The 25,391-nt window shown below is 61.3% G+C and carries 20 protein-coding genes; 8 read left to right on the top strand and 12 right to left on the bottom strand.

Annotated elements, in window-relative coordinates:
• Positions 1-4: 4 nt before the first annotated feature.
• The 4 genes from ACS5RD_RS06505 to ACS5RD_RS06490 form a co-directional block, all read right to left on the bottom strand.
• The gene (locus ACS5RD_RS06505) at positions 5-586 is read right to left on the bottom strand and encodes a histidine phosphatase family protein (RefSeq protein WP_054005185.1); all 582 of its coding nucleotides are present in this window, start codon (positions 584-586) and stop codon (positions 5-7) included.
• Complete coding sequence (locus ACS5RD_RS06500) at positions 583-2,163, bottom strand: N,N-dimethylformamidase beta subunit family domain-containing protein (RefSeq protein WP_489930501.1); 1,581 nt, start codon at positions 2,161-2,163, stop codon at positions 583-585. The genes ACS5RD_RS06505 and ACS5RD_RS06500 overlap by 4 nt, the downstream gene beginning before the upstream one ends.
• The gene (locus tag ACS5RD_RS06495) at positions 2,157-3,131 is read right to left on the bottom strand and encodes a type I glyceraldehyde-3-phosphate dehydrogenase (RefSeq protein WP_489930500.1); all 975 of its coding nucleotides are present in this window, start codon (positions 3,129-3,131) and stop codon (positions 2,157-2,159) included. The genes ACS5RD_RS06500 and ACS5RD_RS06495 overlap by 7 nt, the downstream gene beginning before the upstream one ends.
• Before the next feature lie 147 nt (positions 3,132-3,278).
• Entirely contained in the window at positions 3,279-4,094 is an 816-nt protein-coding gene (locus ACS5RD_RS06490) for an IclR family transcriptional regulator (RefSeq protein WP_489930499.1), read from the bottom strand.
• A gap of 168 nt (positions 4,095-4,262) precedes the next feature.
• On the opposite strand from ACS5RD_RS06490, the gene ACS5RD_RS06485 reads away from it, so the two are divergent.
• Positions 4,263-5,414 (top strand): DSD1 family PLP-dependent enzyme, encoded by a 1,152-nt coding sequence (locus ACS5RD_RS06485; RefSeq protein WP_489930498.1) that lies wholly within the window; start codon positions 4,263-4,265, stop codon positions 5,412-5,414.
• A gap of 300 nt (positions 5,415-5,714) precedes the next feature.
• Here ACS5RD_RS06485 and ACS5RD_RS06480 read toward each other — a convergent pair whose 3' ends face one another.
• The 4 genes from ACS5RD_RS06480 to ACS5RD_RS06465 form a co-directional block, all read right to left on the bottom strand.
• Positions 5,715-5,915, bottom strand: coding sequence for a hypothetical protein (locus tag ACS5RD_RS06480; protein WP_489930497.1), 201 nt, complete (start codon positions 5,913-5,915; stop codon positions 5,715-5,717).
• A 79-nt stretch (positions 5,916-5,994) separates the two neighbouring features.
• Positions 5,995-6,582 carry a YjbF family lipoprotein gene (locus ACS5RD_RS06475; protein ID WP_489930496.1) on the bottom strand — a complete coding sequence of 196 codons (588 nt, stop codon included), beginning with the start codon at positions 6,580-6,582 and terminating at the stop codon, positions 5,995-5,997.
• A 2-nt stretch (positions 6,583-6,584) separates the two neighbouring features.
• Positions 6,585-8,690, bottom strand: coding sequence for a YjbH domain-containing protein (locus tag ACS5RD_RS06470; protein ID WP_489930495.1), 2,106 nt, complete (start codon positions 8,688-8,690; stop codon positions 6,585-6,587).
• Between the two features lie 192 nt (positions 8,691-8,882).
• Positions 8,883-10,862, bottom strand: coding sequence for a polysaccharide biosynthesis protein (locus ACS5RD_RS06465; protein WP_489930494.1), 1,980 nt, complete (start codon positions 10,860-10,862; stop codon positions 8,883-8,885).
• Between the two features lie 321 nt (positions 10,863-11,183).
• Between ACS5RD_RS06465 and ACS5RD_RS06460 the strand changes: the two genes are divergently transcribed.
• On the top strand, positions 11,184-13,472 hold the full coding sequence (locus ACS5RD_RS06460; RefSeq protein ID WP_489930493.1) for a right-handed parallel beta-helix repeat-containing protein: 2,289 nt from the start codon (positions 11,184-11,186) through the stop codon (positions 13,470-13,472).
• Positions 13,473-13,484: 12 nt separating this feature from the next.
• Here ACS5RD_RS06460 and ACS5RD_RS06455 read toward each other — a convergent pair whose 3' ends face one another.
• Entirely contained in the window at positions 13,485-13,979 is a 495-nt protein-coding gene (locus ACS5RD_RS06455) for a HugZ family pyridoxamine 5'-phosphate oxidase (RefSeq protein WP_489930492.1), read from the bottom strand.
• A 423-nt stretch (positions 13,980-14,402) separates the two neighbouring features.
• Here ACS5RD_RS06455 and acs point away from each other — a divergent pair, with 423 nt between their 5' ends.
• The 3 genes from acs to ACS5RD_RS06440 all read left to right on the top strand — a co-directional run bounded on the left by acs (position 14,403) and on the right by ACS5RD_RS06440 (position 19,072).
• Complete coding sequence (acs, locus tag ACS5RD_RS06450; RefSeq protein WP_489930491.1) at positions 14,403-16,364, top strand: acetate--CoA ligase; 1,962 nt, start codon at positions 14,403-14,405, stop codon at positions 16,362-16,364.
• 4 nt (positions 16,365-16,368) lie between these two features.
• Positions 16,369-17,031, top strand: a complete 663-nt coding sequence (locus ACS5RD_RS06445; RefSeq protein ID WP_054005196.1) for an adenylate kinase — start codon at positions 16,369-16,371, stop codon at positions 17,029-17,031.
• A 163-nt stretch (positions 17,032-17,194) separates the two neighbouring features.
• On the top strand, positions 17,195-19,072 hold the full coding sequence (locus ACS5RD_RS06440; RefSeq protein WP_489930490.1) for an MFS transporter: 1,878 nt from the start codon (positions 17,195-17,197) through the stop codon (positions 19,070-19,072).
• A 101-nt stretch (positions 19,073-19,173) separates the two neighbouring features.
• On the opposite strand, the gene ACS5RD_RS06435 is transcribed toward ACS5RD_RS06440, so the two are convergent.
• The gene (locus ACS5RD_RS06435) at positions 19,174-19,458 is read right to left on the bottom strand and encodes a hypothetical protein (RefSeq protein ID WP_054005198.1); all 285 of its coding nucleotides are present in this window, start codon (positions 19,456-19,458) and stop codon (positions 19,174-19,176) included.
• Positions 19,459-19,771: 313 nt separating this feature from the next.
• Positions 19,772-20,548, bottom strand: a complete 777-nt coding sequence (gene truA, locus ACS5RD_RS06430) for a tRNA pseudouridine(38-40) synthase TruA (protein ID WP_489930489.1) — start codon at positions 20,546-20,548, stop codon at positions 19,772-19,774.
• A gap of 94 nt (positions 20,549-20,642) precedes the next feature.
• On the opposite strand from truA, the gene ACS5RD_RS06425 reads away from it, so the two are divergent.
• Both ACS5RD_RS06425 and ACS5RD_RS06420 read left to right on the top strand, forming a co-directional pair.
• On the top strand, positions 20,643-22,049 hold the full coding sequence (locus ACS5RD_RS06425; RefSeq protein WP_489930488.1) for a YcjX family GTP-binding protein: 1,407 nt from the start codon (positions 20,643-20,645) through the stop codon (positions 22,047-22,049).
• On the top strand, positions 22,046-23,092 hold the full coding sequence (locus ACS5RD_RS06420) for a YcjF family protein (protein WP_489930487.1): 1,047 nt from the start codon (positions 22,046-22,048) through the stop codon (positions 23,090-23,092). The genes ACS5RD_RS06425 and ACS5RD_RS06420 overlap by 4 nt, the downstream gene beginning before the upstream one ends.
• A 62-nt stretch (positions 23,093-23,154) precedes the next feature.
• Here the strand turns inward: ACS5RD_RS06420 and argE are convergent, their stop codons facing one another.
• Positions 23,155-24,474, bottom strand: coding sequence for an acetylornithine deacetylase (gene argE, locus ACS5RD_RS06415; RefSeq protein ID WP_489930486.1), 1,320 nt, complete (start codon positions 24,472-24,474; stop codon positions 23,155-23,157).
• On the opposite strand from argE, the gene ACS5RD_RS06410 reads away from it, so the two are divergent.
• Positions 24,473-25,189 (top strand): hypothetical protein, encoded by a 717-nt coding sequence (locus ACS5RD_RS06410; RefSeq protein ID WP_489930485.1) that lies wholly within the window; start codon positions 24,473-24,475, stop codon positions 25,187-25,189. The genes argE and ACS5RD_RS06410 overlap by 2 nt on opposite strands.
• The last annotated feature ends 202 nt before the right edge of the window (positions 25,190-25,391 follow it).

Below are 25,391 nucleotides of genomic sequence, written 5' to 3'. Positions count from 1 at the left end.
GAGTTTAGGCGGGGATTTCGGTGATCGTATCGCCTTCGGTGAGCGCGAAGAAGGCGTCTTGTGGCACGGGGAGCCTGTGGCTTTCGATCTCGGTCAGACCTGCCCACTGGGCGCGGATCACCCGACTGACGACGGCATGGGCGACGATGATTTTCACCGGAGTGGGATCGGATTGGATGTCGCGCAGCGCGGCTTTGAGGCGGGCGGCGAAGATGGCGTAGGTTTCGCCATCGGGGGAGTGGAACCACCAAGCCTCGGGCGGAACAGAGGCGCGCAGGCCGGGGTGGGCGGTGTCGATCTCAAGGTCGGTTTTGCCGTCCCATGACCCCATGCCGATTTCCATCAGGCGGGGGTCGAGGGTGATTTCTGGGTTGCCAAGCTCGGCTGCGATCAGGCGGGCGGAGTGGTGGGCGCGGCCTAACGGGCTGGCGTAGATGCGAAACTCCGACAGGTTGAGGCTGGTAAGGCGGCGGCCCATGGCTGTGGCCTGCGCTTGCCCCATTGCGGTGAGGTTGCTGTCGACCTGACCTTGACGGCGGCCAATGGCGTTGAATTCGGTTTGGCCGTGGCGGCAGAGATAGATCATGCCCAATCGCCCAGCAGGATGTTGCGGGTGACCTGTTCGACCGGGCGTTCGCGGGCGATCAGGCCTGCGACCCATTCACAGGAGGCGGCGTTGAACACCGCCCCGCTGCCCCGGCGGTATTCGGCCATGCAGCCATTGCCGCGGGAGGCGCGGGCGGTGTTTTCGGGGGTGAGGCCGCCGTAAAGCCGGAGTGCAAGGTCTTCGGCATCGCCGGTGCCGATGAAGCGGTCGCGGTCGTGCGGGCCTGTGGAATGCGACAGCGTGGTGGCGGGGGACAGACCGACGATGGTAAGCGCACCTTGCAGGCCGGTGTCTTCGGCGGCAAAGGGCAGACCTTGCTGCATGGTATAGTCGATGCCGTCGACCTCGTAGGCGAAGATTTTTGAGACAGCGCCCAGCACGTCGCCATAGCCGAGGCCGGAGCCTTTCAACGCCCAATGTTCGGGGCGGTAGATCGCAAAACCACCAGAACCGTGGGCGGCGCAGCGGCTCCATCCGGCATAGACGCCTGCCGATCCGGTCAGGCCCATGGTGGCACTGGCGGGGCGTTGGATCTGCGGGTGGTCCCAGTAGCTGGTGAGGCGGTTGGTCTGGGCCAAGGGATCAAGCGCTTCAGCGGTGGTTTTGTAGCAGGTTTGGGTGGTGAGGGCGTCCGACAACCGGGTTTGCCAGAAGAAATTCCCGGCGAAGCGGGCGAGTTGGCCGCCTTGATCCAGCCAAGCCTCTAGGTGGTCGCGCATCTCCCATGTCCAGTATTCGTCATGGCCTGCGATCAGCACACGGTCGTAGCCGTGCAGCGCTTCGGGGTCGCGGTGCAGGTCGTGTTGGGTGGTGTAGTCGAGTTGGATATTCTGCCCTTCGCACCACAGCGCGAACGGGCGCTCAAACGCGGCCCAGCCGGAGGAGGCGTATTTCTTCGAGATGCCCTTGGCGCGGGCGTAGTCCATATGCGGGTAACGCGGTTTGGTTAAGAGGGGTGAGGCGTGCGGGATGCGGGGGGCGTCTTTGGGCCACGCGACGAAGCCCTTCGCCCACGGGCGCTGGGTGCTGACATGCGGAGCGAAGTCCCCTTGGGTCGGGCCAGTTAGGCCTTGGTAGTGGTTCGAGCCACCCCAGTCATTGTAGGCGCACCAAGTGCCTGTCGTCAGCAGCATCAGGATTTTTGCTCGCCGTGTCAGTGGCTTGAGGACGAACAGGTCCTGCGAGGAATGGCCGGGAATGGTGACGGTCAGGATGTAGACGCCGCTCTGCCAATCTTGCGGGATTTGCAGGCGGAGGGTCTCGGGCCAGTGGCAGCCGTGCTCGGAGGCGTCAAATGGGGTGGCGGCGAAGGTCGTGGCAACTGTGGTTTGCAGTAGGATTTCGGGGGTTAGGCCGTCTCGGGCGATGGTCAGTTGTGCTTCGGGTGCGCTGGACATCGCGTGCAGGATCAGGGTCTCGCCGGGGGCGTAGGACAGTGCCGCGCTATAGATCCAGACTTGCGCGCGGGTGGGGTCAGGGCTGGCGGCCTCGTAATAGTGACCCGTCACCGCATCGCCATCATCGGTCGGCCCAGCAATGAAAAAGCCTTTCAGCATTGCGCCATCCGGGCGGCGATATCCAACATCCGGTTGGAAAACCCCCATTCGTTGTCATACCAGCCGAACACCCGCAGCATGCCGCCCTTTGTCACGCGGGTCTCAGGCAACGCCATCACGATGCTTTCCGGGCGGGCGCGCAGATCGGTCGAGACGAGGGCTTTCACAGTCGAGCCCATCACCCCGCCTGCTCCGCTTAGCGCCGCGTTGACCTCGGCCACCGTGGTTGCGCGTTCGGTCATCACCGCCAGATCGACGGCGGACACCGAAGCCGTCGGCACCCGCACCGCCGAGCCTTCAATCCGGCCCGCGATCTGCGGCAACACCTGATCCAGCAGCCGCTGCGCCGAAGTCGTGGTCGGCACCATCGACAAAGCAGCGGCGCGCGAGCGGGCGAAATCGGCGGCGGGGGCATCCACCGTGGGCTGACTGCCGGTATAGCAGTGAATCGTGGTCATCGAGCCGGTCACCACGCCCCAGTTTTCATGGATCAACCGGGCCAAGGGCGCCAAAGCATTGGTGGTGCAAGAGGCGTTCGAGACGATCTGCTGGGTGGTGAGTTGCGCGTCATTCGCGCCCAAAACCACGGTCAGATCAGCGGCTTTTGACGGGCCAGAGATCAGCACTTTACGGGCACCACCGCGTAGGCCGCGCGTGGCCATTTCGCGCGCGTCGGCACGGCCCGTGCATTCCAGCACGACGTCGACACCCTTCAACGCAAGGCTGGAGATATCGGGGGTGCGATGCAGCGGGATGGACAATCCGTCGATCACCAAACTGGTGCCATCAAAGCTGACCTGCCCCGGCCAAGGCCCGAAAACCGAGTCGAATTCAAACAGATAGGCGCACATCTCAGCGGCGGCGATGTCGTTGACGCCGATAATCTTCGCACCCGGAGCCGCCCCTTTCAGCGCCGCGCGCAAGACCGAGCGGCCAATGCGACCAAAGCCGTTGATGAACAGGTTCATGGGCTTGCCCTTTCTGACGATTGGGCCAAGTCAGATCACGGGATCGGGCGTCGATCAATGGGGACGACGGGGTTTTGATCAAAAAATTGGCGCGCACGGGGCGGCGGGGGAGCGCTCCGCGCGGGAGTATTTCAAAAAGAGCAAAGCTTAGGGGCGTTGGCCGCCCGTGGCTTCGGTGATCTGGTCAGCGCTGGCGCGCACGAGGCTGCCGAAGCGGGTGGCGTCGGATAGGCCCATGCGGAAGGTCGGGCCTGCGATGCTGATGGCGGCGACCGGTTCGGCGAAGGCGTTGAAGATCGGGGCGGCAACGCCGCGCATGCCCTCGGCGCGTTCTTGGTCGTCAATCGCAAAGCCGCGCTCGCGGGTGCGGGCGAGGTCGCGGCTGAGGCTTTCGGGACTGGAGAGCGAGAGGGTGGTGGCGCGGGTCATGCCCCTGCGGTTCAGGATTTCTTCTGTCTTTTCCGTTGCATACCACGCCAGCAGCGCCTTGCCGGGGGCGCAGAGATGCATCAGCCCGGTGCTGCCGGGGGGAAAGAAGGCGCGCAGATCGGCGGTGGCCTCAACTTGAGACAGAAACAAAACCTCACCCGCGGCCTCGATCCCAAGGCTGACGGTTTCGCCGGTGGCGTCGCGCAAAGCCTCCATCGGAGCGCGGGCGCGTTCCGTGATTTTGGTGCGTTTCAGAAAGGCCGATCCGGCACGGAAGGTGCCGGGGCCGATGTGCCAGACTTGGCCGGGGTCTTCGAGTTCAACCATGCCGTGACCTTGCAGGGTCACGAGGGCACGAAACACCGTGGCGACTGGAAGGGCGCTGCGTTCGGCGAGTTCCGACAGGGTCATACCGGCGCTGTCCGCCAGAAATTTTAGCAAACCAAGCGCACGGTCGAGGGCTTGAACGGTGTTTTGCTCGGTCTTGTCAGTGGTGGATTTTGGGCGGCCGCGCAGGCGGGGTGGGTTCGACATGGGACGGCCCTTTTACGCGGCACCGCAGCGGGGCCGGGGTGAAAGCAGAATGCAGATGCAGCATAGCATGGATTGTGGCGTTGAAAAAAACTTTCGTTGCAGCTGGGACAGGTGGCGGAGGTTTGGGTTTTGGGTAACTCTGCGCAGGGGACTGTAAGGAGATGGCAGATGGATTTCAGCGCTTTTGAGGTGGGCTATGACATTCCGGCGCTGCCGGGAATGGTGGAGGCCGAGGTGCAGACACCCTGTCTGCTGCTGGATCTCGATGCTTTGGAGCGGAATATCGTCAAGATGGGCGAAGCCGCGCGGGCTTTGGGGGTGCGGCACCGGGTGCATGGCAAGATGCACAAATCGGTGGATGTGGCTTTGTTGCAGATGCGGTTGGGGGGCGCTTGCGGGGTGTGTTGCCAGAAAGTGTCGGAAGCCGAGGCTTTTGTGCGCGGCGGGGTGATGGATGTGTTGGTGTCCAATCAGGTGACGGATTTGGTCAAGATCGACCGTTTGGCGCGGCTGGTGCTGCGAGGGGCGCGGGTGATTGTTTGCGTCGATGATGTGGGCAATGTGGCGGATTTGGCGGCAACGGCGCGGCGGCATCGGGTGGTGGTGGAGTGTTTGGTCGAGATGGATGTCGGGGCCGGGCGCTGTGGGGTGCGGGGCACGGCGGCTGTGGTGGGGCTGGCGCAGGCGATTGCGGCGGCGGAGGGGCTGCGGTTTTCGGGAGTGCAGGCCTATCAGGGCGCGATGCAGCATCTGACTTTGTTTGCGGATCGCAAGGCTGCGATTGAGGTGGCGGTGGATCAGGTTCACGCGGCGGTATCGGCGCTGCGGGGGGTAGGGCTGGAGTGCGATATTATCGGCGGGGCGGGAACCGGGAGTTGGCCGTTGGAGGGCGGTTCGGGGGTTTATAACGAGCTGCAATGCGGGTCTTATGCGTTCATGGACGCGGATTATGGCCGGGTGTTGGATCAGGACGGGCGGCGGTTTGATCAGGGGATGTGGGAAAACGCGCTGTTTGTGCTGACCTCGGTGATGAGCCACGTCCGGACGGATTGGGCGGTGTGTGATGCGGGGTTGAAGGCTTTGGCGGTTGATTCGGGACTACCGGTGGTGTCGGGCACGCAGGGGGTGGAGTATCGGAACTGTTCTGACGAGCATGGGGAGATCAGCGATCCGGGCGGGATTTTGCGGATCAATGATAAGCTGCGGCTGGTGCCGGGACATTGTGATCCGACCTGTAATTTACATGATTGGTATGTGGGCGTCCGAGGCGGGGTGGTGGAAGTGGTTTGGCCGATCTCGGCGCGCGGTAAGGGGTATTGAAGGCCTGTCCACGCGTGGACAAGGGGTGGGCTGTATACACATCAAGGGGTTACAGGATCGCGTTCAGGAATCGTTAAGATTTTGCCACACCGAGCGCTAGGGAGGCGGGACAGCATCCGTCGGAGCATTGGCGCGCAGAGACACGCGGGTCCGCATCGAGGCTTAACGATGCCGCTTTGCAATGCAGCAGAGACGAAGACCTCCCGTTTCTGTTGAACGGCAAGGCCACAAAAAGCAAAACGCCCAAGCAAAAGCTTGGGCGTTTAAATTCAATACACCCACCCAGAAGGGCAGCGTAGCTTAGTTCGAGGACGACAGCACTGCGCCGACGACAACGACACCAGCGATGATTGCCCACAACGGCGTCGCCGAGGACGAAGCGTTTTCTGTAACAACGACGGGAACCGGCTCTACAGTCGGCTCAACCATGCCGCCAGCGAAAGCTGCGGACGAAGCCAAAACGAGCGAAGAAACGAGTGCGAAGGAAGCGATCTTATTCATTGAAATACTCCGGTTAGATGGATGATCTAAGCAACCATACAGCGAGCAGGCTTAAAAGAAAAGTCTAACGCAAGCAGAATCAGCCATCTTTTCGTTCAACCGCGGCATATCCGACACCCTGCGACACCCATTGCCGCGATTTGCTTACAGAACCAGCAGAATCGAACCAATATTGGTTACGAATCGTCCCAATATCGGCGGTGCAGGCCTCGGCTATGGCATTTCCGGCGGCGGCATCCCGCTCAACCGTGCAGGTGAACACATGTCGAATCGTCGTGTCGGTGCCGTCGAGGTCATAATAACTGCGTTGATGTGCTGCCCCTGCGCGCAATGTGGCTGCGGTGGGGGCATCGGCAGACATCAGGTCAAGACCAAAGCCGCGCGTGCCAACTAGAACGCCATTGCGCAAAAAGACTTGTGAGCCATCTTTCGAGGCGTAGATTGCCACGCCATCGCGCACCGCCAACTGTGACATCGGGAATTTCACCCCGCGCGACACTAAGGTCAACCAAATCTGCGGCGCACCCACTGCAGGCTGCGCACTGGCCGAATTGGTCGATCCGGCGGCACTCGAAACCGCCTTCATCAACGCCGGAGACCCACAGGCCGCCAGAGTCAGAACGGCTGCAAGGCCAGCAGAAAGGGCGAGGCGTTGGCTGCGGCGCAAGATCATCTCCAAAACCGCCCCCAAGCGGCGTCAAGGTCGGTTTCCTGATATTTCCGCACGGTGTCATACAGCCGGTTTTCGACATCGACCCGCGCGCCGCCATCGCGCAACAGCGGGCGCAACACCATGCGCGACACCTTTTGCGTTGGCCGCCCGCTGAGGAACGCCAGCGGCATATCAATGCGGATGCCCTTGTCGAACGACCCTTCGCCAAACGTGTCAAACGGCACATCGGTCAAGGTGGCAAAAGCCCCAACCTTGATGCCATTGGCAAATTCACGGTCCAGCGAAAGCGTCGCGCCATAATCGCCCGCAAGATAGCGGCCCACGTCAAGCTGAGCATGATAGCCGCCGCCAAAGCTGTAATAGCCCGAGACATGGCCGGTGACGATGCTGTAATCCTGAAAGCCAAACAGCTGGTCAAAATCGCGCTGCTTGACGTAATTCACCTCAATCCCCAGCGCATAGGGCTTGCCGGTTTGCTGCCAGAGCAATTCGCCCGAGATCCCGCCGAACATCGGCTCCAGATAACCAACAGTCACGCGGCTATAAAGTTCAGGGCCGGGTTTAGCATACCAAGCGAAGGTCAGGCGTTCAATGGCGGGGTCGCCCTCGGTGGCATAGACGCTGGCATCACTGCGCACGGGTGGCAGTTTGGTGCGCGACGCGAAGGTAGAGCGTTCAATGCCAGCATATAGCTTTTTGGTGATAGAGGTCGAGGCGATCAGGCCGGGCGCGAAATCATAGCGGGCGGTGAGCCGCAGGCCAACATCCGCTTGCAAGGGCTTGCCAGGATCAAACAGGCTGGTCGCAACATACGGCGACAGGCCCCATTTGAAGCGGGGATATTGGCTGTCGCTGAGGATCGCGCCTGCGGGCAGGGCGCCGGGCGCGGGCAGGATCTGGGTGCGCTGCTCCATCGCGATATCTTGGCCGGGCGCGAATTCCAAAGCTTCAAGATCAGCGCGGCGAATCACCACTGTGGACAACGGCACGCCTTGCGCTATCGGCACAATCTCAAACGTTGTCACCGAAGCGGGCATGGTCGCGGCAAGCGCGCGCGCGGTGCGGCCAATGGCTTGCGGGGCATTATCCAGCCGGGTGTTGCGGATGCGCAGATGCACACGGGTGGGCGAGATCGCGATGCTCTCCACCATGATGCCGTCATGCGCCAGGATGCTTTGCGTCTGATCGCGCATTGCGGTTTGCGCGCCCCGGTCGGTGACCCAGTTTGGCCCCCAGCTTTTTGCCGCCGCACTTGCCGTCACAGGCAATGGGCCGGGGCCCAAACTGCCGCCGTGCGGGTTTTTCTTAGGGTCCAGCACGATCTGAGCCGAGAAGCCGATTTCCGAGCCGTAAAGTGAATAAAGCCCAAGCCGCAGATTGTTCTTTGCGCTGTATTCGACGCCGAAGTTGAAGGGAGAGTTACGCTGGAACGTGGCGCGGTTGCCAGCTTCTTCGACGTAGGCATCCGACGAATACTCGGCCTTAAGCGACCACTTCGGGTTAAGTTGCCACTCCACCCCGGCGAAGGGGGCGACATCGCCGCGGAACCATTGGCCGGTGCGCAGCTTGCCACCCAAGCCGAAATCAACCGCGGGGCGATCCCCGAATGGCGCACCGATCGAGCCATAGCTGCCATAGCGGCCCCAGCCCAAACCGGCGGTGACTTTTACCTTATCGCCAAAGGTTTTGGTGGCGGCGATATATTCGCCCGACTGCACGCCGGTGCCGATGATGTCTTGCAAGCCGACGGTGATCGCCGGGACATAGCGGCCCTCTTGTGTGATCTGATACCGCAGATCGAAGCTGCGATCATAATAGGTGGTGATGCCATCGCTGGGGTTTGTGAACCAGTCTTTCACCGAGGAATAGCGGAAGCTGCCGGACAACCGGGGGGTGATCTGGAACGACAAAGTGGTGCGGCCAATCGGGCCGAATTGCGATTTCACCACCGACAAGGTGCCGTCGCTTTGCTGCTCACCCGAGGGCATGTCGATCAGGCCGGTGACGCCGGAAAACCCAAGGCTGGGGTGCATTTCGGCTTGCGCTGGCAAAGCGAAAACACCGCAGAGCCCGCACAAAACCAGATATTTTGATCGCGTCATGCCTGCCAACCCCACCCTGTGCGCCCTGTAGCTCGGGCACCTTGCCTTATTGATAGGCGAAATTTTTCGCAAACACCACCAATGCGACAGTAAAATACCGCCAATGTGGTGCGGATGCCGATGCAGATGAGCGGTAACCCTCGCAGCGGCTGCGCTGAGAATCCGGCCCCGAGCCGAAGCGCAAACCGACGCTCAGCCATGCACCAAAGTCAGGCGGCGTTGATCGGGGGCTTTGTCGGCAGCAACATCAAGCTCGTCCTCGCCGGTCCAGAATTGATCGAAGATCTCGCTGGTCGGCTGATAGGCGGTTTGCTGATCAATCATGATCTTGCGGATGCGCTCAACATCATTGCGGTCGCAGGCCTGCGCCAGTTGCACGAGGGCGGCGGACAATTCATCCAAGGGCTGACGACATTCGGTGGCTGACATGATGCGCGGATGGCTGGTGGGTTTTGGATCGTTGCCGATCAGCAATTCCTCATGCAGTTTTTCGCCGGGGCGCAGTTTGGTGAACACGATGCCAATCTCGCCCTTGCCGGGTTTTTCCGTCACCGGATCGGTAAAAATGATCGGCTTAAGCCCATGCAAACGCGCCATTTTCGCGGCGAGTTCGGTGATCAGCACCGGATCACCCATATCCAGTACGAAGACCTCACCCCCCTGCGCCATAGCGCCCGCCTGAATCACCAGCTGGGCGGCTTCGGGGATGGTCATGAAGAAGCGGGTGATCTTGGGATGCGTCACGGTGATCGGGCCGCCGGCCTCAATCTGGCGACGGAACAGCGGAATCACCGAGCCGGAGGAGCCCAGCACATTGCCAAACCGCACCATGGAAATCGTGGTCCCAGAATTACGCGGCGCATCGGCCAGCGATTGGCAGACCAGTTCGGCCAAGCGTTTCGAGGCCCCCATGATATTGGTCGGGCGCACCGATTTGTCCGATGAGATCAGGATGAAGGATTTCACCCCGGCGGCAATCGAGGCCTCGGCCAAGGTGGCGGTGCCAAACACGATATTGCGCACGCCCTCGGCGATGTTGTGTTCGACCAAAGGCACATGCTTGTAGGCGGCGGCGTGATACACCGTCTCAACCTCAAAGTGCCGCAGGGTGCGATCCACCAGCCGCACCGATTTGATGCAGCCCAGTACCGGCGAGATGGCAACATCAGAGCGCAAGACCTTCTGCATCGTCGCAAGCTCTTGCTCGATGGTATAAAGCGCCAGTTCCGAGATTTCATATAGCACCAGTCGCGCGGGCTTCAGCCGCAGGATCTGCCGGCAGAGCTCAGAGCCAATTGAGCCGCCTGCCCCGGTGACCATCACCACCTTGCCGGTGATATTGGCCCCCAACAGCTCACGCTGCGGCGGCACCGGATCACGGCCCAGCAGGTCTTCAATGCTGATGTCATTGATCTGATCAATGCTGGCCTTGCCGGTCATGATATCGTCCAGACCCGGCACCGTCTGAATCAGCAGCGGCTGGCTTTCCAGCGATTTCAGGATTTCGTTGCGGCGGGATTTGCTGGCCGAGGGGATCGCCAGCAGCACAACATTGACGCCGTTGTTGCGGATCAGCGATTCAATCTGCAACGGCGAATAGACCATCAAGCCGCCGACATGGGTGCCTTGAGCCTGCCGCGAGTCGTCAATAAACGCGACCGGAACATAGTCGCTGCGCTGATGCAGCACTTGCAACAACTGCCGCCCCGCCGCGCCAGCGCCATAGATCGCCACGCGTTCCTTGCGGCGGTTTTGCGCGTAGTTCACCAGTTCGCGGAAGCCAAAGCGCACGCCGCCGATGCTAAGGAAGGTCAGCAGCATGTAGATCAGCGGCACGGCGTGCGGCACCGGCAGATCGGCCAGCTGCGCCACGACCGTCATTGTCACCGCAGAGATCATTGCGCCCATCAGGATGGTGATCAGCGCCCGCCCGGCGATATAGCGCAGCACGGCGCGGTAAAACCCCAACCGCACGAAGGTGTAAATCGTGGCAGGCAGCACCGGAATCAGCACCAGCCAGACCTGCGGATCGCGCAGAAAGCCAAACCCATCCAGCTTGAGCCACATCGCAAGGACGAACATCATCGGCAGCAGCAGCACATCAACCGCGACCTGAAGCACCCGCTTTTTGCCTCGGTCCATCGACAGCAGCCGATATACATAAGGGTTCATCTGGGGATCCTCAGTCTATCAAAGGCACAGGTTGACACAATCATTGGGGTAAAATCTACGATCTATTTCCGGTTGAATAGCACAGTTTATTCTCAAAAAACAGCACCTCACGCCATCCGATTCGTCGGGCGGCTGTTTTTTAGGCGGCAGCTTGCTGATGGATGCGGAAATACGCGCCGTAGAATCCGCCGCAAACTCCCCTGTGGCAGCGCGCGCCGCTGTTGGCGGTGGTTAACGCTTTGTCTGTAGCACTTCGGCCTTACGCCCTGCGCATATCGCAGCGGCTGCGGAATCACTGGCAAACCGAGGCGAGGTAACGCGATGAACAAGGCAATTACGCAAGGGTTGGTGCTGATGCCGCCGCCGTTTTCGGCAGGTCTGGCACTGTGGTCGCGCGAGGATGGGCTCAGCGGTCAGGGCTCGTATCTGGGGCAGGCCAATGCGGCCTATGTGCCTTCGGATCAGGATTTCGCGGGCTGTCTGGAGTTGCAAAAGACCTCTGCGGTGCAAAAGCTGCGCTGCTTTCAGTCGATCCCGTGTCAGCCGGGGATGTATCTGCGGGTAACGGCGCGGGTGAAGGCGATCAGCGGCGCGCTGCCCACGGTGCGGATTGCGGGTTGGGCGGGGTCAGGCTCGGGGACCAACGTGACATCTGCCGATCAGCAGGGGCCGGATGTGGCGTTGACAGGTTACGGCGCGGTGGTGGTGGTCAGTGCGATCGTAGGGTCAGGCAATCGGCCGGGGGTGGATATGGTCTGGGGCACCGCGCCTGCATTTGGGCATTTCGGGCTGGATCTGACCGGGCCGACCGGCGGCGTGGTGCGGATTGACGACATCACGATTGAGGATGTCACGGATGTGTTCCATGCCGAGATGTTCGATTGGGTCGATGTGCGCGATTATGGCGCGGTGGGCGATGGCGTCACCGATGATCGCGCGGCGTTTGATGCGGCGGATACGGCGGCGGCGGGCAAGACCGTGGTGGTCTCGCCGGGGGTATATTACATCGGATCACACCTGACGTTTGAGAACCCGGTGCAGTTTGAAGGCACGCTTGTGATGCCGGATGCCCAGCGCTTGGCCTGCACCCGCAACTATAACCTTGATACCTATACGGCGGCGTTTGGCAGCGAACTCAGCGGATTCAAGAAGGCGTTGCAGGCGCTGTTCTATTTCACCGACCATGTGACGCTGGATCTGAACGGGCGGCGGGTGGAGTTGACAGCCCCGATCAACGTGCAGGCGCTCAGCGGCCTAACCATCTTTGGCACGCGGCGCAGTTTGGTGAACGGCAATCTGGTCGCGGTGGCGGGTGCAGGCTGGAATACACAGGTGGTGAGTGCAGTTGCCACCTATGCGGTGGCCAATCCGTTCACGCTGACAGGCGTGGCCAATATCGCTTCCATTCCCGTGGGCGCGCGGGTTAGCGGCACCGGGGTTGGGCGCGAGGTTTATGTTACCTCGAAAAATGTCGGCACCAGCACGATCACCCTGAGCAGAGCCCTGTGGGCCGCCGCAGGGACCCGCACCTTCACCTTCACCCGTTATGCCTACATGCTTGACTTCTCTGGATTTACCGAGTTGAAGCGCTTTCAGATCTCGGAGGTTGAATTTACCTGCGGCGGCAATGCCAGCGCGATCAATCTCGCCCTGTCAGGCGCTACGTTTGAGGTGTTCGACTGCGGCTTCCATCTGGTGAAAGACCGCGCCATCACCTCGACCGGTGAAGGCTGTCAGGATCTGCACATCGAGAATTGTCAGTTCTACTCAAACGATCAGAACGAGTTGGCGCAGAACCGCACGTCGATCGCGTTCAACACCAATTCGAATGACATCAAAATCCGCAACAACCGGGCGTCGCGGTTTGGGCATTTTGGCGTTGTGGCAGGTTCGGGTGGAGTGTTTTTGGGCAACCACTTTTTCGGCGGCGATGACAGCCTGAACGGGGTGCGGCGCGCAGGACTGGTGCTGACACAAACCAATGCCAAAACCTTCATCACCGGCAACTATATCGACAACAGCTTTATCGAGCTGTCAAACGAACATGATGCAGAGCCGCAATATGCCAACGAATACTCTTTTGGCGGCCTCAGCGTGACGGGCAACGTGTTCACCGCGCAAAACGTGGCCCCCTGGTTCAGTTGGATCGTGCTGACACCACGCGGACCGGGGCATTTCATTTCGGGGCTTTCGGTCACGGGCAATGTGTTTTACGCGCGTTCTGGCGATATTGACCGGGTGGAGTCGATTGACACCAGCTATGCGACGCTGGAGTTCAATTCGTTCCGCAACATCAGCTTTGATCAGAATACCTTCAACGGCGTGACGCAGCGCGCGGTCAGCCCGATGCTGATTGAGCATACGCAAAATACCGTGTCGGATACTTGGGCGGTGAACAGCAACAACCTGCTGCCGTTTGGCGGGCGGGCGCGCAATGTCACGGCGGTGGTGGCCGAAGGCGCGATCACCAATGCTGCGGGGGCGGCGCAGTTTGTCACGCCCTATGCGCAAGTCGAACAGGGCGCGGGCGGGCAGTTTGCCAATCTGAAATGGCCCAGCGCCGTGAAGGGCCGGGTGCAGGTGACGCTGCGGGTGGATAATCCGGTGTAAGGTTGGGCCAGTTTAATCTGGCAGCAAGTCTTCCGCGCTGAACCGGAAGGCTTTGCCGAAGCCACCGTTCAACAGCGCCGATTGCGGCACAAGGCGCACGAAGGCAAAATCGGGCAGGTCAATGTAAAGGGTCGCCTTCGGGTGGCCCTCTAGCCAATGCGCGCGCAGGGTGGGGCGGTTGGGATCATCGGCGGCGACAAATTCCGCCAAAGCCCGGATCATCAGCCGGGGATGGGTCAGCGGATCGCCCTTTTCGCCCGGCTCACCCAGCATCAGCGCACAAGCAGGGTTGGCGCGCAAAGCCGCCGTGTGCGGGGCAAGGCCCGAGATCAAAGCGATCGGTACGCCCTCCGGGTTTAGCCCAAAGGCGATCCGGCTGATGCCCGGAGTCTGGGTTTCAGCATCGCTCCAAGCCAGCGCGGCATGATGCGTCTGCATCAAGGACAGCGCCAAGGCGCGGGCGTCTGCATCGGCGGCGGCGACGGGGTCGGGGCGTTTTTGGGTCATATCGGGCCTTTAAAACCGCGGAGCAGGCCTTCGATGGCAAGACTTGCCTGCTGGGGGTTGCCCTGCGTTTAGCATCCGAATCACCCCATTGTGAACGGGGCAATCCGCGCAGCCCTCCGACGATCCCAAGCGCGCCCACCGCCCGCCAAATTGTCTGCCGCCCGTGCCTAAGCTTCCCCCCGCTGCCATTCAACTCTAAGCTGCCAATGTGACGTGCCGTCATTTCATTGCCAATTTTCTAATAATTGACAAAATTCACCGTCCGATTTGTCAATTTATTTACAGAAAAACTACATGAATAAAAAGAGTTACCAACTATTTTACAAATACGCTATGATCAGGTTACAAACGGGGGAGCCCTGCCCTATGCGGCAGGCCGTTGGGACGGGTCGCAAGGCCTGACTGGGAACTGGGGAGAAAGTTATGTCGGATCACGCTGCTGCGCAGAAATATGCGGCTTCAGAAGAATTTGTCGCCCATGCGCATGTGAACGCCACACAGTATGAGGCGATGTATGCGGCATCTGTCGCCGATCCGAGCGCGTTTTGGGCCAAGGAAGGCCAGCGCATTGACTGGATCAAGGATTTCACCCGCGTCAAAGACACCAATTTCAAGCTTGGCGAAGTTTCGATCAAATGGTTTGAAGACGGCACGCTGAACGTCTCGGCCAACTGCATCGACCGCCATATGGTCTCCCGCGCCAACCAGACGGCGATAATCTGGGAGCCGGATGATCCGAAAACCCCTTCCCTGCACATCACCTATGCGCAACTGCTGGAAAACACCTCACGCATGGCGAATGTGCTGAAATCTCACGGGGTTTCGCGTGGTGACCGGGTGGTGATTTACCTGCCGATGATCCCGGAAGCCGCCTATGCGATGCTGGCTTGTGCGCGGATCGGGGCTATTCACTCGATCGTTTTTGCCGGGTTCTCGCCGGATGCTTTGGCGAACCGGATCAATGACTCGGATGCCAAGGTGGTGATCACAGCTGATTTCGCGCCACGCGGCGGCAAGAAAACCGGGCTGAAGAACAATACCGACGCGGCGCTTTTGCACTGCAACGACCATGTGAAATGCTTGGTCGTCAAACACACCGGCGATCAGACCTCGTGGGTCGATGGCCGCGATATTGACGTCAAGGCCGAGATGGCCGCCGCCAAACCCTATTGCGCCTATGTCGAGATGGGGGCGGAAGACCCGCTGTTCATCCTGTATACCTCGGGCTCGACGGGTAAGCCGAAGGGGGTTGTGCACAGCTCGGGCGGCTATCTGGTTTACGCGGCGATGACGCAGCAGATCACCTTCGATTACCATGATGGCGATGTGTTCTGGTGTACCGCCGATGTGGGTTGGGTCACCGGCCATAGCTATATCATCTACGGCCCACTGGCGAATGGCGCGACCACGGTGATGTTTGAAGGCGTGCCGAATTATCCCGATGCCGGACGGTTCTGGGAGGTTTGCGCCAAGCATAAGGTCAGCCAATTCTACACCGCGCCGACGGCGATCCGTTCGCTGATGGGCATGGGGCCGGAATGGCCCGCTAAGCACGATCTCTCCAGCCTCAAGCTTTTGGGTTCGGTCGGCGAGCCAATCAACCCCGAGGCGTGGCACTGGTACAACCAGCATGTCGGCAAGGGCCGCTGCCCCATCGTAGACACGTTCTGGCAGACCGAAACCGGCGGCCATCTGATCACGCCGTTGCCGGGGGCTATTCCGCAAAAACCCGGTTCAGCCACCTTGCCGTTCTTTGGCGTCAAACCTATCGTGCTCGATCCCGCCACGGCTAAGGTGCAAACCGATACCGAAACCGATGGCGTGCTCTGCATCTCCGACAGCTGGCCGGGCATGATGCGCACGCTGTGGGGCGATCATGCGCGGTTTGAGGAAGCCTATTTCAGCCAATACCCCGGCTATTACTTCACCGGCGACGGCTGCCGCCGCGATCTGGATGGCTATTACTGGATCACTGGCCGCGTCGATGACGTGATCAACGTCTCGGGTCACCGTATGGGCACGGCTGAGGTGGAAAGCGCGCTTGTCGCCCATCCGAAAGTCGCCGAAGCCGCTGTCGTCGGCTATCCGCATGACATCAAAGGCCAAGGCATCTACGCCTATGTCACCCTGATGCGCGGCGAGGAACCCTCGGACGCTTTGCGCAAGGAACTCGAAGCTTGGGTCCGCACCGAGATCGGGCCGATTGCCAAGCCCGATCTGATCCAATGGGCTCCCGGCCTGCCGAAAACCCGCTCGGGCAAGATCATGCGCCGCATTTTGCGCAAGATCGCCGAGAATGATTTTGGCGCGTTGGGCGATATTTCCACCCTCGCCGATCCGGCTGTGGTGGAAGAGCTGATCACCAACCGCATGAACAAGGCTTGAGCGGATGGCCCCGGTTCTGATCCTTCTCGGTCCCCCCGGCGCTGGCAAAGGCACACAAGCCCGGATGCTGGAGGAGGACTTCGGTCTGATCCAGCTGTCCACCGGCGACCTTTTGCGCGCGGCTGTCAGCGCGGGCACCCCGGCGGGCTTAGCGGCCAAAGCCGTGATGGCAGCAGGCGCTTTGGTGTCGGATGAGATCGTGCTGGCGATCCTGAAAGACCGCATGGCGCAACCCGACGTGGCCAAGGGCATCATTCTGGATGGCTTCCCGCGCACCTCTGGGCAAGCCGCTGCGCTTGACAAACTACTCGCCGAGAGCGGGCAAAAGATTACCGCCGCGATCAGCCTTGAGGTCGATGATGCCGCGATGGTGGGCCGGGTCTCGGGCCGCCACACCTGCGGCAGTTGCGGCGAAGGCTACCATGACACGTTCAAACGCCCCCACACAGCGGGCGTTTGTGACAAATGCGGAGGCTTGGAATTCAAACGCCGCGCCGACGACAATGCCGAAACGGTACGCGACAGGCTGACCGCTTATCACGCCCAGACGGCACCGTTGATTGCCTATTACGAGGCCAAAGGCGTTTTGGAACGCATCGACGCGATGGGTCCCATCGCCGAGATTCGCCACAGCCTTGGCCAGATCATAGCCGGCATCGCGGCTTAAAGCATACCCCGCCGCCGTTGAGGAGCGGCTGCGGGGGATACAAGAACCAGAACCAGCAGCCCTCGGCTGAACCTTGCCTTGGCAGGGATCGCAGAAGGTTTGCCCGGCTCTGGATTGGGATAGGGAACCGGCGACCAGCGCCGGACAACAAGGGAGGCCAAACATGGCTAGCTTAGCAGATGTGAGTGTACGCTCACGGCCAATGACGGCGGAGGAGCGCAAGGTTATTCTGGCCTCGTCCGCCGGCACGATTTTTGAGTGGTATGACTTCTACCTCTACGGCTCGCTTGCCGCGATCATCGGCGCGCAGTTTTTCACACCATACCCCGAAGCCACCCGCAACATCTTCGCGCTGCTGGCCTTCGCTGCAGGCTTCATCGTGCGCCCGTTTGGTGCATTGGTATTCGGCAGCATGGGTGACTTGATCGGGCGGAAATACACCTTCCTGATGACGATCCTGATCATGGGTCTGTCGACCTTCTTCGTCGGCATCCTGCCGGGATATCAAAGCTGGGGGATCGCGGCCCCAATCACCCTGATCGGCCTGCGGATGCTGCAAGGGCTGGCCTTGGGCGGTGAATACGGCGGCGCTGCGGTTTATGTCGCCGAACACGCGCCACAACACCGTCGTGGCTATTACACCTCATTCATCCAGACCACGGCGACGCTTGGCTTGCTGTTGTCCCTGGTGGTGATCTTGGTGCTGACGGGCTACGTCAACGGCCATTATCCGACAGTGGCGCAAGTCGGCCTGGACGGTGCGCCGCTTTTGGACGCCAAAGGCGTGCAAGTCATGCTGGAGCCTTGGAAGGCTTGGGGCTGGCGCTTGCCCTTCATCGGATCGCTCCTCCTGTTGGCGGTGTCGCTGTATATCCGCCTGACCATGCATGAAAGCCCGGCCTTCAAGAAAATGAAGGAAGAAGGCGCTGCCTCGAAAGCCCCGCTGCGCGAAGCTTTTGGTCAGTGGAAAAACGCCAAAATCGCACTGATCGCTTTGTTCGGCCTGACCGCTGGCCAAGCCGTGGTGTGGTATTCCGGCCAGTTCTACGCGTTGTTCTTCTTGCAAAACGTGGTGAAGGTCGACAGCTATTCGGCCAACGTCTTTGTGGCATGGTCGCTGATCCTCGGCACCGGTGGTTTCCTGTTCTTCGGCTCGCTGTCTGACCGTATCGGCCGCAAGCCGATCATTCTGGCAGGCTGTCTGATTGCGGCACTGACCTATTTCCCAGTGTTCAACGCGCTGACCGCAACCGCCAACCCGGCCCTCCACGCAGCACAAACCACCCCGGTAGTGGTCACGGCGAACCCGGCGGATTGCTCGTTCCAGTTCAACCCGGTCGGCACCGCCAAGTTCACCAAATCTTGCGACATTGCCAAAGCCCTGCTGCTGAAAGGCTCGGTCAACTCGACGACCGTCGATGCGGCGGCTGGCACGATTGCTTCGGTGAAAATCGGCGAAACTGTGATCCCTGCCTATGACGGCAGCGTGAACGGCAAAGCGATTGCCGATGCCAAGGCAGCGCTTGAAACCGCCAAAGCCGGCACCGACCAAGCCGCAACGGATGCAGCGCAAGCCGCACTGGACGCAGCCAATGGAGTGAAAGCCGGCTTTGAGAAGTCGATCAACGATGCTCTGACCGCAGCGGGCTATCCGCTGGTGGCCGCCGACAATACCACGGTGGCGAAAGTCGGTGGCTTCTTTGACATCTTCACCAAGCAAAACATCAGCGTGGTCGCGATCCTGACCTATCTGATCATTCTGGTGACGATGGTCTACGGCCCGATTGCTGCGATGCTGGTCGAACTGTTCCCGACCCGGATCCGCTACTCCGGCATGTCGCTGCCCTACCACATCGGCAACGGCTGGTTCGGTGGCTTGCTTCCGGCAACCGCGCTGGCGATCTCGGCACAATCCGGCAACATCTACTCGGGGCTCTGGTATGCCATCGTGGTGGCTCTGGCGACGGTGGTGATCGGTACGCTGCTGGTGCCGGGTGGTACGCATAAGAAAGACATCTTCTCGGACGCGAACAACCAATAAGCGTTTGACGTCTGAAACGGGCAAAGGGCCGGGAGGAAACTCCCGGCCCTTTTGCTATGCCGCCCGTTTGCTGAGGCACCGGGTACTTGACCTTGCGGGGGTCAGCGGGCGCGCAGGCGCTGATACAACGTCCAAACCCCCAGAATAACCGCCAGCCAAATCACATTGGCCAGAATTCCCACTCCGATGGCCACAGCCATCGGCACCGCCAGTTGCGCCTGCGCCGTCAGCGGCAACAACACCGCCACAAACACCGCCCCGATGGCGAGCGGGATGATGGTTCCAGAAGCCGCCCGCGTGCGCAGCATGGTGAGGAACAACGCGATCAACAGACCGATGCGAAACGGATCGGACAGTTGTGACAACAGCAGATCGGGAAGGGTCATGCAGGCTCCAATGCTTTTGACCTTGATAAGCGATGGGGCGGGGTAGGTCTAGCAGCCGCTGCGCGCTGCATTGGCCAAGCCGGGGGCCAGCCCCCGGACCCCCGGGATATTTGAGCGCAGAGGATGTCCGTTAAGAAGGCTTTAATCCGAATCGCTCAAACTCAAAGAGCGGTACAGGCGGGGACGCCGATGACCGACGCAGTGGATGGCACCCCGCGGCAAGATCCGTTCTCCCGTCGGGGTGCTTGACCGCTCTGATCATCCTCTGCGCTTAAATATCCTCGGGGTCCGGGGGCGAGCCCCCGGCTTGGCGTCAAAGCGAACCGAACGGGTCTACCGGATAGCCCACCCCGGTCATATACAGCCCATCCGGCGGCGAGACTGGCCCGCAAGCCGCGCGATCCGCCGCCTCTAGCGCCGCTTTCACCTGACTGGGTGCCCAAGCCCCCGCCCCGACCCGCTCCAGCGTGCCAACAATCGAGCGCACTTGGTTGTGCAGGAAACTCCGCGCCCGCAGGGTAAAGCGGTATTCCACCCCCGCCGCATAGGGCACCGTGACAATCGACACCTCGTCCAGCGTCTTCACCGGGCTAGCCGCCTGACAATAGGTCGAGCGGAACGTGGTGAAATCATGCTTGCCAATCAGATACGCCGCCCCCGCCCGCATCGCTTCAATATCCAAGGGAGAATGCACCCGCCACACCCGCCCCCGGTCATGCGTTGCTGGCGCGCGCCGGGCCACCAGCCGGAACAGATAGCGCCGCTCCCGCGCCGAAAACCGCGCGTGGAAATCGTCCGCCACCCTCACCACCGCCAGCACCGACACCGGAGCGGGGCGCAGATGCGCGTTCAGCGCCGAGGCCAGCCGAAAACAGTCCCAATCCTTCGCCAGATCGCAATGCGCCACCTGCCCCGTGGCATGCACCCCGGAATCCGTCCGCCCTGCGGCGGCAATTGTATGCGGCCCCGGCTCCAACCGCGCCAATGCCGCCTCAATCGCACCCTGCACCGTCAACTGCCCGCCCGCCTGGCGCTGCCAGCCGTTGAACGGACCTCCGTCATAGTCGATGAGCATGGCATATCTGGGCATCTCCCGCGCTTACCCAATACGCACCTTCCTGTCCATGCCTTCCAAAACGCCCGCCTCACCCCTATGTTGACGCCAAGCAACAGGATGATCGCGCGTGTTTTCCAGCCTAACCCACGGCATTGCCCGGCAAATAGAGGCCGCGGCTTCGGCCCTGACCGGCTATGAACCGGTGTTGCGCATCGGCGTCACCGGGCTGTCGCGCGCGGGCAAAACCGTGTTCATCACCAGTCTGGTCGCCAACCTGCTCGACCGCGCCCGGATGCCGCAACTGACCGCCCAGGCGCAGAACCGCATCGAGGCGGTCTATTTGCAGCCGCAACCCGACGACACCCTGCCACGCTTTGCCTTCGAGGATCACCTCGCCGCGATGACAGGCGACGATCCGCGTTGGCCGCAATCGACCCGCGCGATTTCCGAGCTGCGTCTGTCGTTCCGCACCCGGCCCAGCGGTTTCATCAACAGCTTTGCCGGCCCGCGCACCCTGCATGTCGATATCGTCGATTACCCCGGCGAATGGCTGCTGGACCTGTCCTTGCTGGATAAATCCTACACCGAATGGTCAGAAGACACCCTGCACCGCATCGCCAAACGCCCCGAAGCTGCCGATTTCATGGCCCATGCCCGGGCCGAGGACGGCTCGCTTCGCTTGGAAGAACCCAAAGCCCAAGCCCTCAGCCAACACTTCACCGACTACCTGAAAGCCGCCCGCGCCGCAGGTTGGTCTGATTGCACCCCCGGTCGCTTCCTGCTGCCCGGTGATCTGGCAGGCTCTCCGGTGCTGACCTTCGCCCCACTGCCTGCGCCTGCGCAAACCCCGCGCAACAGTCTTTGGCGCGAGATGCAGCGCCGCTATGACGTCTATAAATCCCGCGTCATCCAGCCGTTCTTCCGCGAGCATTTCGCCAAGATTGACCGCCAGATCGTGCTGGTCGATGTCCTTTCCGCCCTGCACCAAGGCCCGCAAGCCGTGGAAGACCTGCGCCGCACCATGGCCGATGTGCTGGCGGCCTTCCGCCCCGGTCGCAACGGCTGGCTGACGGGTATCCTGGGCGGCAAACGGGTGGAGAAAATCCTGTTCGCCGCCACCAAGGCCGACCATCTCCACCACCACCAGCACCCCGCCTTAACCGGGATCATGCGGGCGATGCTGCGCGAAGCCGTCAGCCGCGCCGATTTCGCGGGCGCACAGACCGCAGCCATTTCAATGGCAAGCCTGCGCTGCACCGTGGAAGAAACCGTGTCACGCGAAGGTGTTAGCCTTGATGCCGTGCGCGGTCGCTTGCTGACCAATGGCAAACAGGCCGTGATGTATCCGGGCCAGTTGCCCGCCGACCCCAGCCGCCTGCTCTCGCCCGCCCGCGAAGGCGCCGAGCAATGGCTCGACGCCGATTATGCGCTGATGGCCTTCGCCCCGGCCCGCGTCACCTTGCGCCCCGGCGAAGGCCCGCCGCATATCCGCCTCGACCGCGCCGCCGAATTCCTGATCGGAGATCGCTTGTGAGCCTGCATCTGAATGACCCGTCTCAAAACGAACGGGCCCGCCTGCACGGCCCGTTGATGCAAGAGTATGATGGCGATGCCGCCGATCCCGGTATGGCTGAAGCGGTGCCAGATGCGGGGGCCGCGCGCGCACTGCACACCGCCGCTTTTCTCGCCCAGCGCCGGGGGTCCGGCTTTGCCCGCTTTGCGCTTTGGGTGTTCGGCAGCCTGTTCACGCTGGTGCTGTCGGTGTCGGCATGGAATTTCGTTATCGGATTGTTTGGTGAAAACAGCGTATTGGGCTGGCTGGCCTTTGTGCTGTTCGTGCTGGCGTTGTTTGTGGTGCTGGTGCTGGCGGGCCGCGAACTGATGGCGTTCTCCCGCATGGCGCGGCTGGATAAGCTGCGCGCCGCCGCCGCCGAAGCCCGCCTCGCTGGCGATCTGAAAGCCGCCCGCGCCGCGGTGGCGAGCCTTGTCAGTCTGTATTCCGACCGCGCCGATACGGCTTGGGGCCGTGCCCGTCTGGCCGAGCGTGAGGCCGATGTATTCGATGCCGACGCTTTGTTGTCGCTGGCAGAGGTCGAACTGATCGCCCCCTTGGACCGTGCCGCACTGGCCGAGGTTGAAGCCGCCGCCCGCCTCGTCGCCACCATCACCGCTTTTGTGCCGCTGGCTTTGGCGGATGTGGCGACAGCACTTTATGCCAATTTGAAACTGATCCGCCGCCTGTCCGAGATTTATGGCGGGCGGTCCGGCAGCATGGGCAGTTTCCGCCTGATGCGCCGGGTGTTTTCGGCGCTGCTGGGCGCGGGCGCGATCGCCTTGGCCGATGATCTGGTAGGCTCAGTGGCATCGGGGGGACTACTTGCCAAGATTTCCCGGCGCTTTGGCGAAGGCGTGGTCAACGGCGCTTTGACCGCCCGCGTCGGCCTTGCCGCGATGGAATTGTCGCGCCCGATGCCCTTCGTGGCATTGCCGCGACCGGGGACGAGTGCCACCACCAGCCGCGCCTTGGCGGGCCTGTTCGGGCGCGGGACTGCGGATGAGAAGTTAACAGACCCTTAAAACGGGTATGTTAACTCATTGATTCTAAATCATCTAAAAAAGGTCCCGAGTTGGGACCACCCTTAAAATCCCGCTACGCAGCGATCCACCAATTCCGCCAGCATCGTGCGGCACCGTTCAATCTGTTCGACCGAAACGAACTCATCCGGCTTGTGCCCCTGCGCCATCGACCCCGGCCCGCAGATCACCGTAGGGATGCCCAGCCGGGCATCAAACAACCCGCCCTCGGTGCCAAACGCCACCTTGATCGTGCCATTCGCCCCGGTCAGCGATTTCACAAAGTTCACCACCCCCGCATCCGAAGGCGTGCCCAACCCCGGATAATCCCACAGCCGTTCAATCCTGATCTCCGCCTCAGGAAACTCTGCCCGGAGCGGCGCCACAATCGCCTCCGCCCCCGCCCGCAAATCCGCGATCAATGCCTCGGTATCCTCGCCCGCCAAACTGCGAATTTCAAAGTCGATCACGGCAGAGTTCGGCACGATATTCACCTGCACCCCCCCGTTCAACTTCCCCACATGCAGCGTCGAATAGGGCACATCATAATCGCCATCCCGCAACCCGGTCGCCGCCACCCGCGCCTGCAACCCCCGCACCACCCCGACAAAATCCGCCGCCAAATGCAGCGCATTGAGGGCGAGCGGAGCCAGCGCCGAATGACCTTCCCTGCCCACGCAAGTTGCCCGCAGCGCGATCTTACCCTTGTGGCCGGTGGCGACCTGCATCGCCGTGGGTTCCCCCACAATACACATCCGGGGTCGGATCGAGGCAGCCTCCAGCATGTCAATCAAACTGCGTACCCCCATGCAGCCGATTTCCTCGTCATAGGACAACGCCAGATGCAGCGGCACTTTCAGCGGGCGTTTGGCGGCGGCCAACACCGCCTCAATCGCGCAGGCGGCGAAGCCCTTCATATCGGCAGCGCCCCGACCATAATAGCGCGCGTCTTTTTCGGTCAGCGCGAAAGGCGACACAGTCCAAGCCTGACCTTCGACCGGGACCACATCAGTGTGACCCGACAGCATCATCCCCGGCACACCCTGCGGCCCGACTGTGGCGTAGAGATTGGCTTTGCCGCCGGATGGGTCGGGGATCAGCGTGGAGTCTATACCAGCCTCGGCCAGCAGGTCTTGCACATAACCCATCAAAGCGATGTTGGGCTTGGAGCTGACCGTGTCAAAACTCAGCAACCGTTCCAAAATCGCGCGCATCAGAGTCTCCTTTTGTTGCGCGCAAGCTAGCGCGAAGCCGCGAGAGGGGGAAGGCTGGGAACGACGGATGTGACACGATTTGTCACGCGGAACCCACTTCCCAAACGGCGGTCTTCCTGCCAAATTCAGTGCATATCGCCCGCGAGGGTCACAACCGATTGGACAGAACATGACATTGAAAGCGTTTTTCCCCGCCCTTGCGACCAGTGCTTTGGTGGCTTTGAGCCTGCCTGCCTTCGCGCAGACCACCACGACGGAAGCCCCGGCTGCGGCGAAGGGGCCGAATGTGAAATCCTCGGCGACGGGCAGCAAGGGGGCGGTGGCGACCTTCGCGATGGCGCAGGATTTGTACACCTTGGGCATGGCCAACAAGGATGCGTTAACGGTTTTGACGGCGGCGAAGCTGGCAGGATCGGTGGAGGTGAAAGAGGTCGAGCGCAAAAAAGAGACCAAGGGGACCGAGCTTGCGGGTGAGGCCGAGGGCAAGGATTTGCCGGTGGATGCGGCGGTGATGATGGCCTCGGCGAAGGAACTCGCGGGCGAGGATGAGGTGCTGGCGGGGCTGGTTGAGGATGCGATGGTGGAGGCTGGGCGCGGCCGGGTTGGCGGGGCGTCATCGACCCCGTCGCGGCTGCCTGCCGGGCAGACCGATACCTGGGAGGTGCCGTTTTATGGTGACAGCTATGCCGAGCTCGCGGTGGTGGGGGATGGCGATTCCAACCTCGACGTGCTGGTCACCGATGAGAATGGCAACACGATTTGCTATGATGTGAGCTGGTCGGACAAGATTTACTGCGACTTCGTGCCCAGCTGGAACGGGTATTTTTATGTGACGGTGCAGAATAATGGCGCGTCGCGGAACAGCTATTATTTGATGACGAACTGAACGGATTTCACGGATCAAGGCGGCGCGCTGAAAGGTGCGCCGTTTTCGTTTGGGCGTGTGTCCGCGCGTGGACAGAGGTTGCTCTGATATGATTTCAATGAGTTACAAGTGGGCATCAACGATTTGTTAAGGATTTCCGCGCAGGATTTGCTCTTTTTGAAATACTCCCGCCGGAGGCTCCGTGCGCAGGCCTCAGAAGCCT

The organism is Cypionkella sp. PAMC25878 (assembly GCF_058135695.1).
This window is presented reverse-complemented; position numbering and strand designations above follow the sequence as displayed.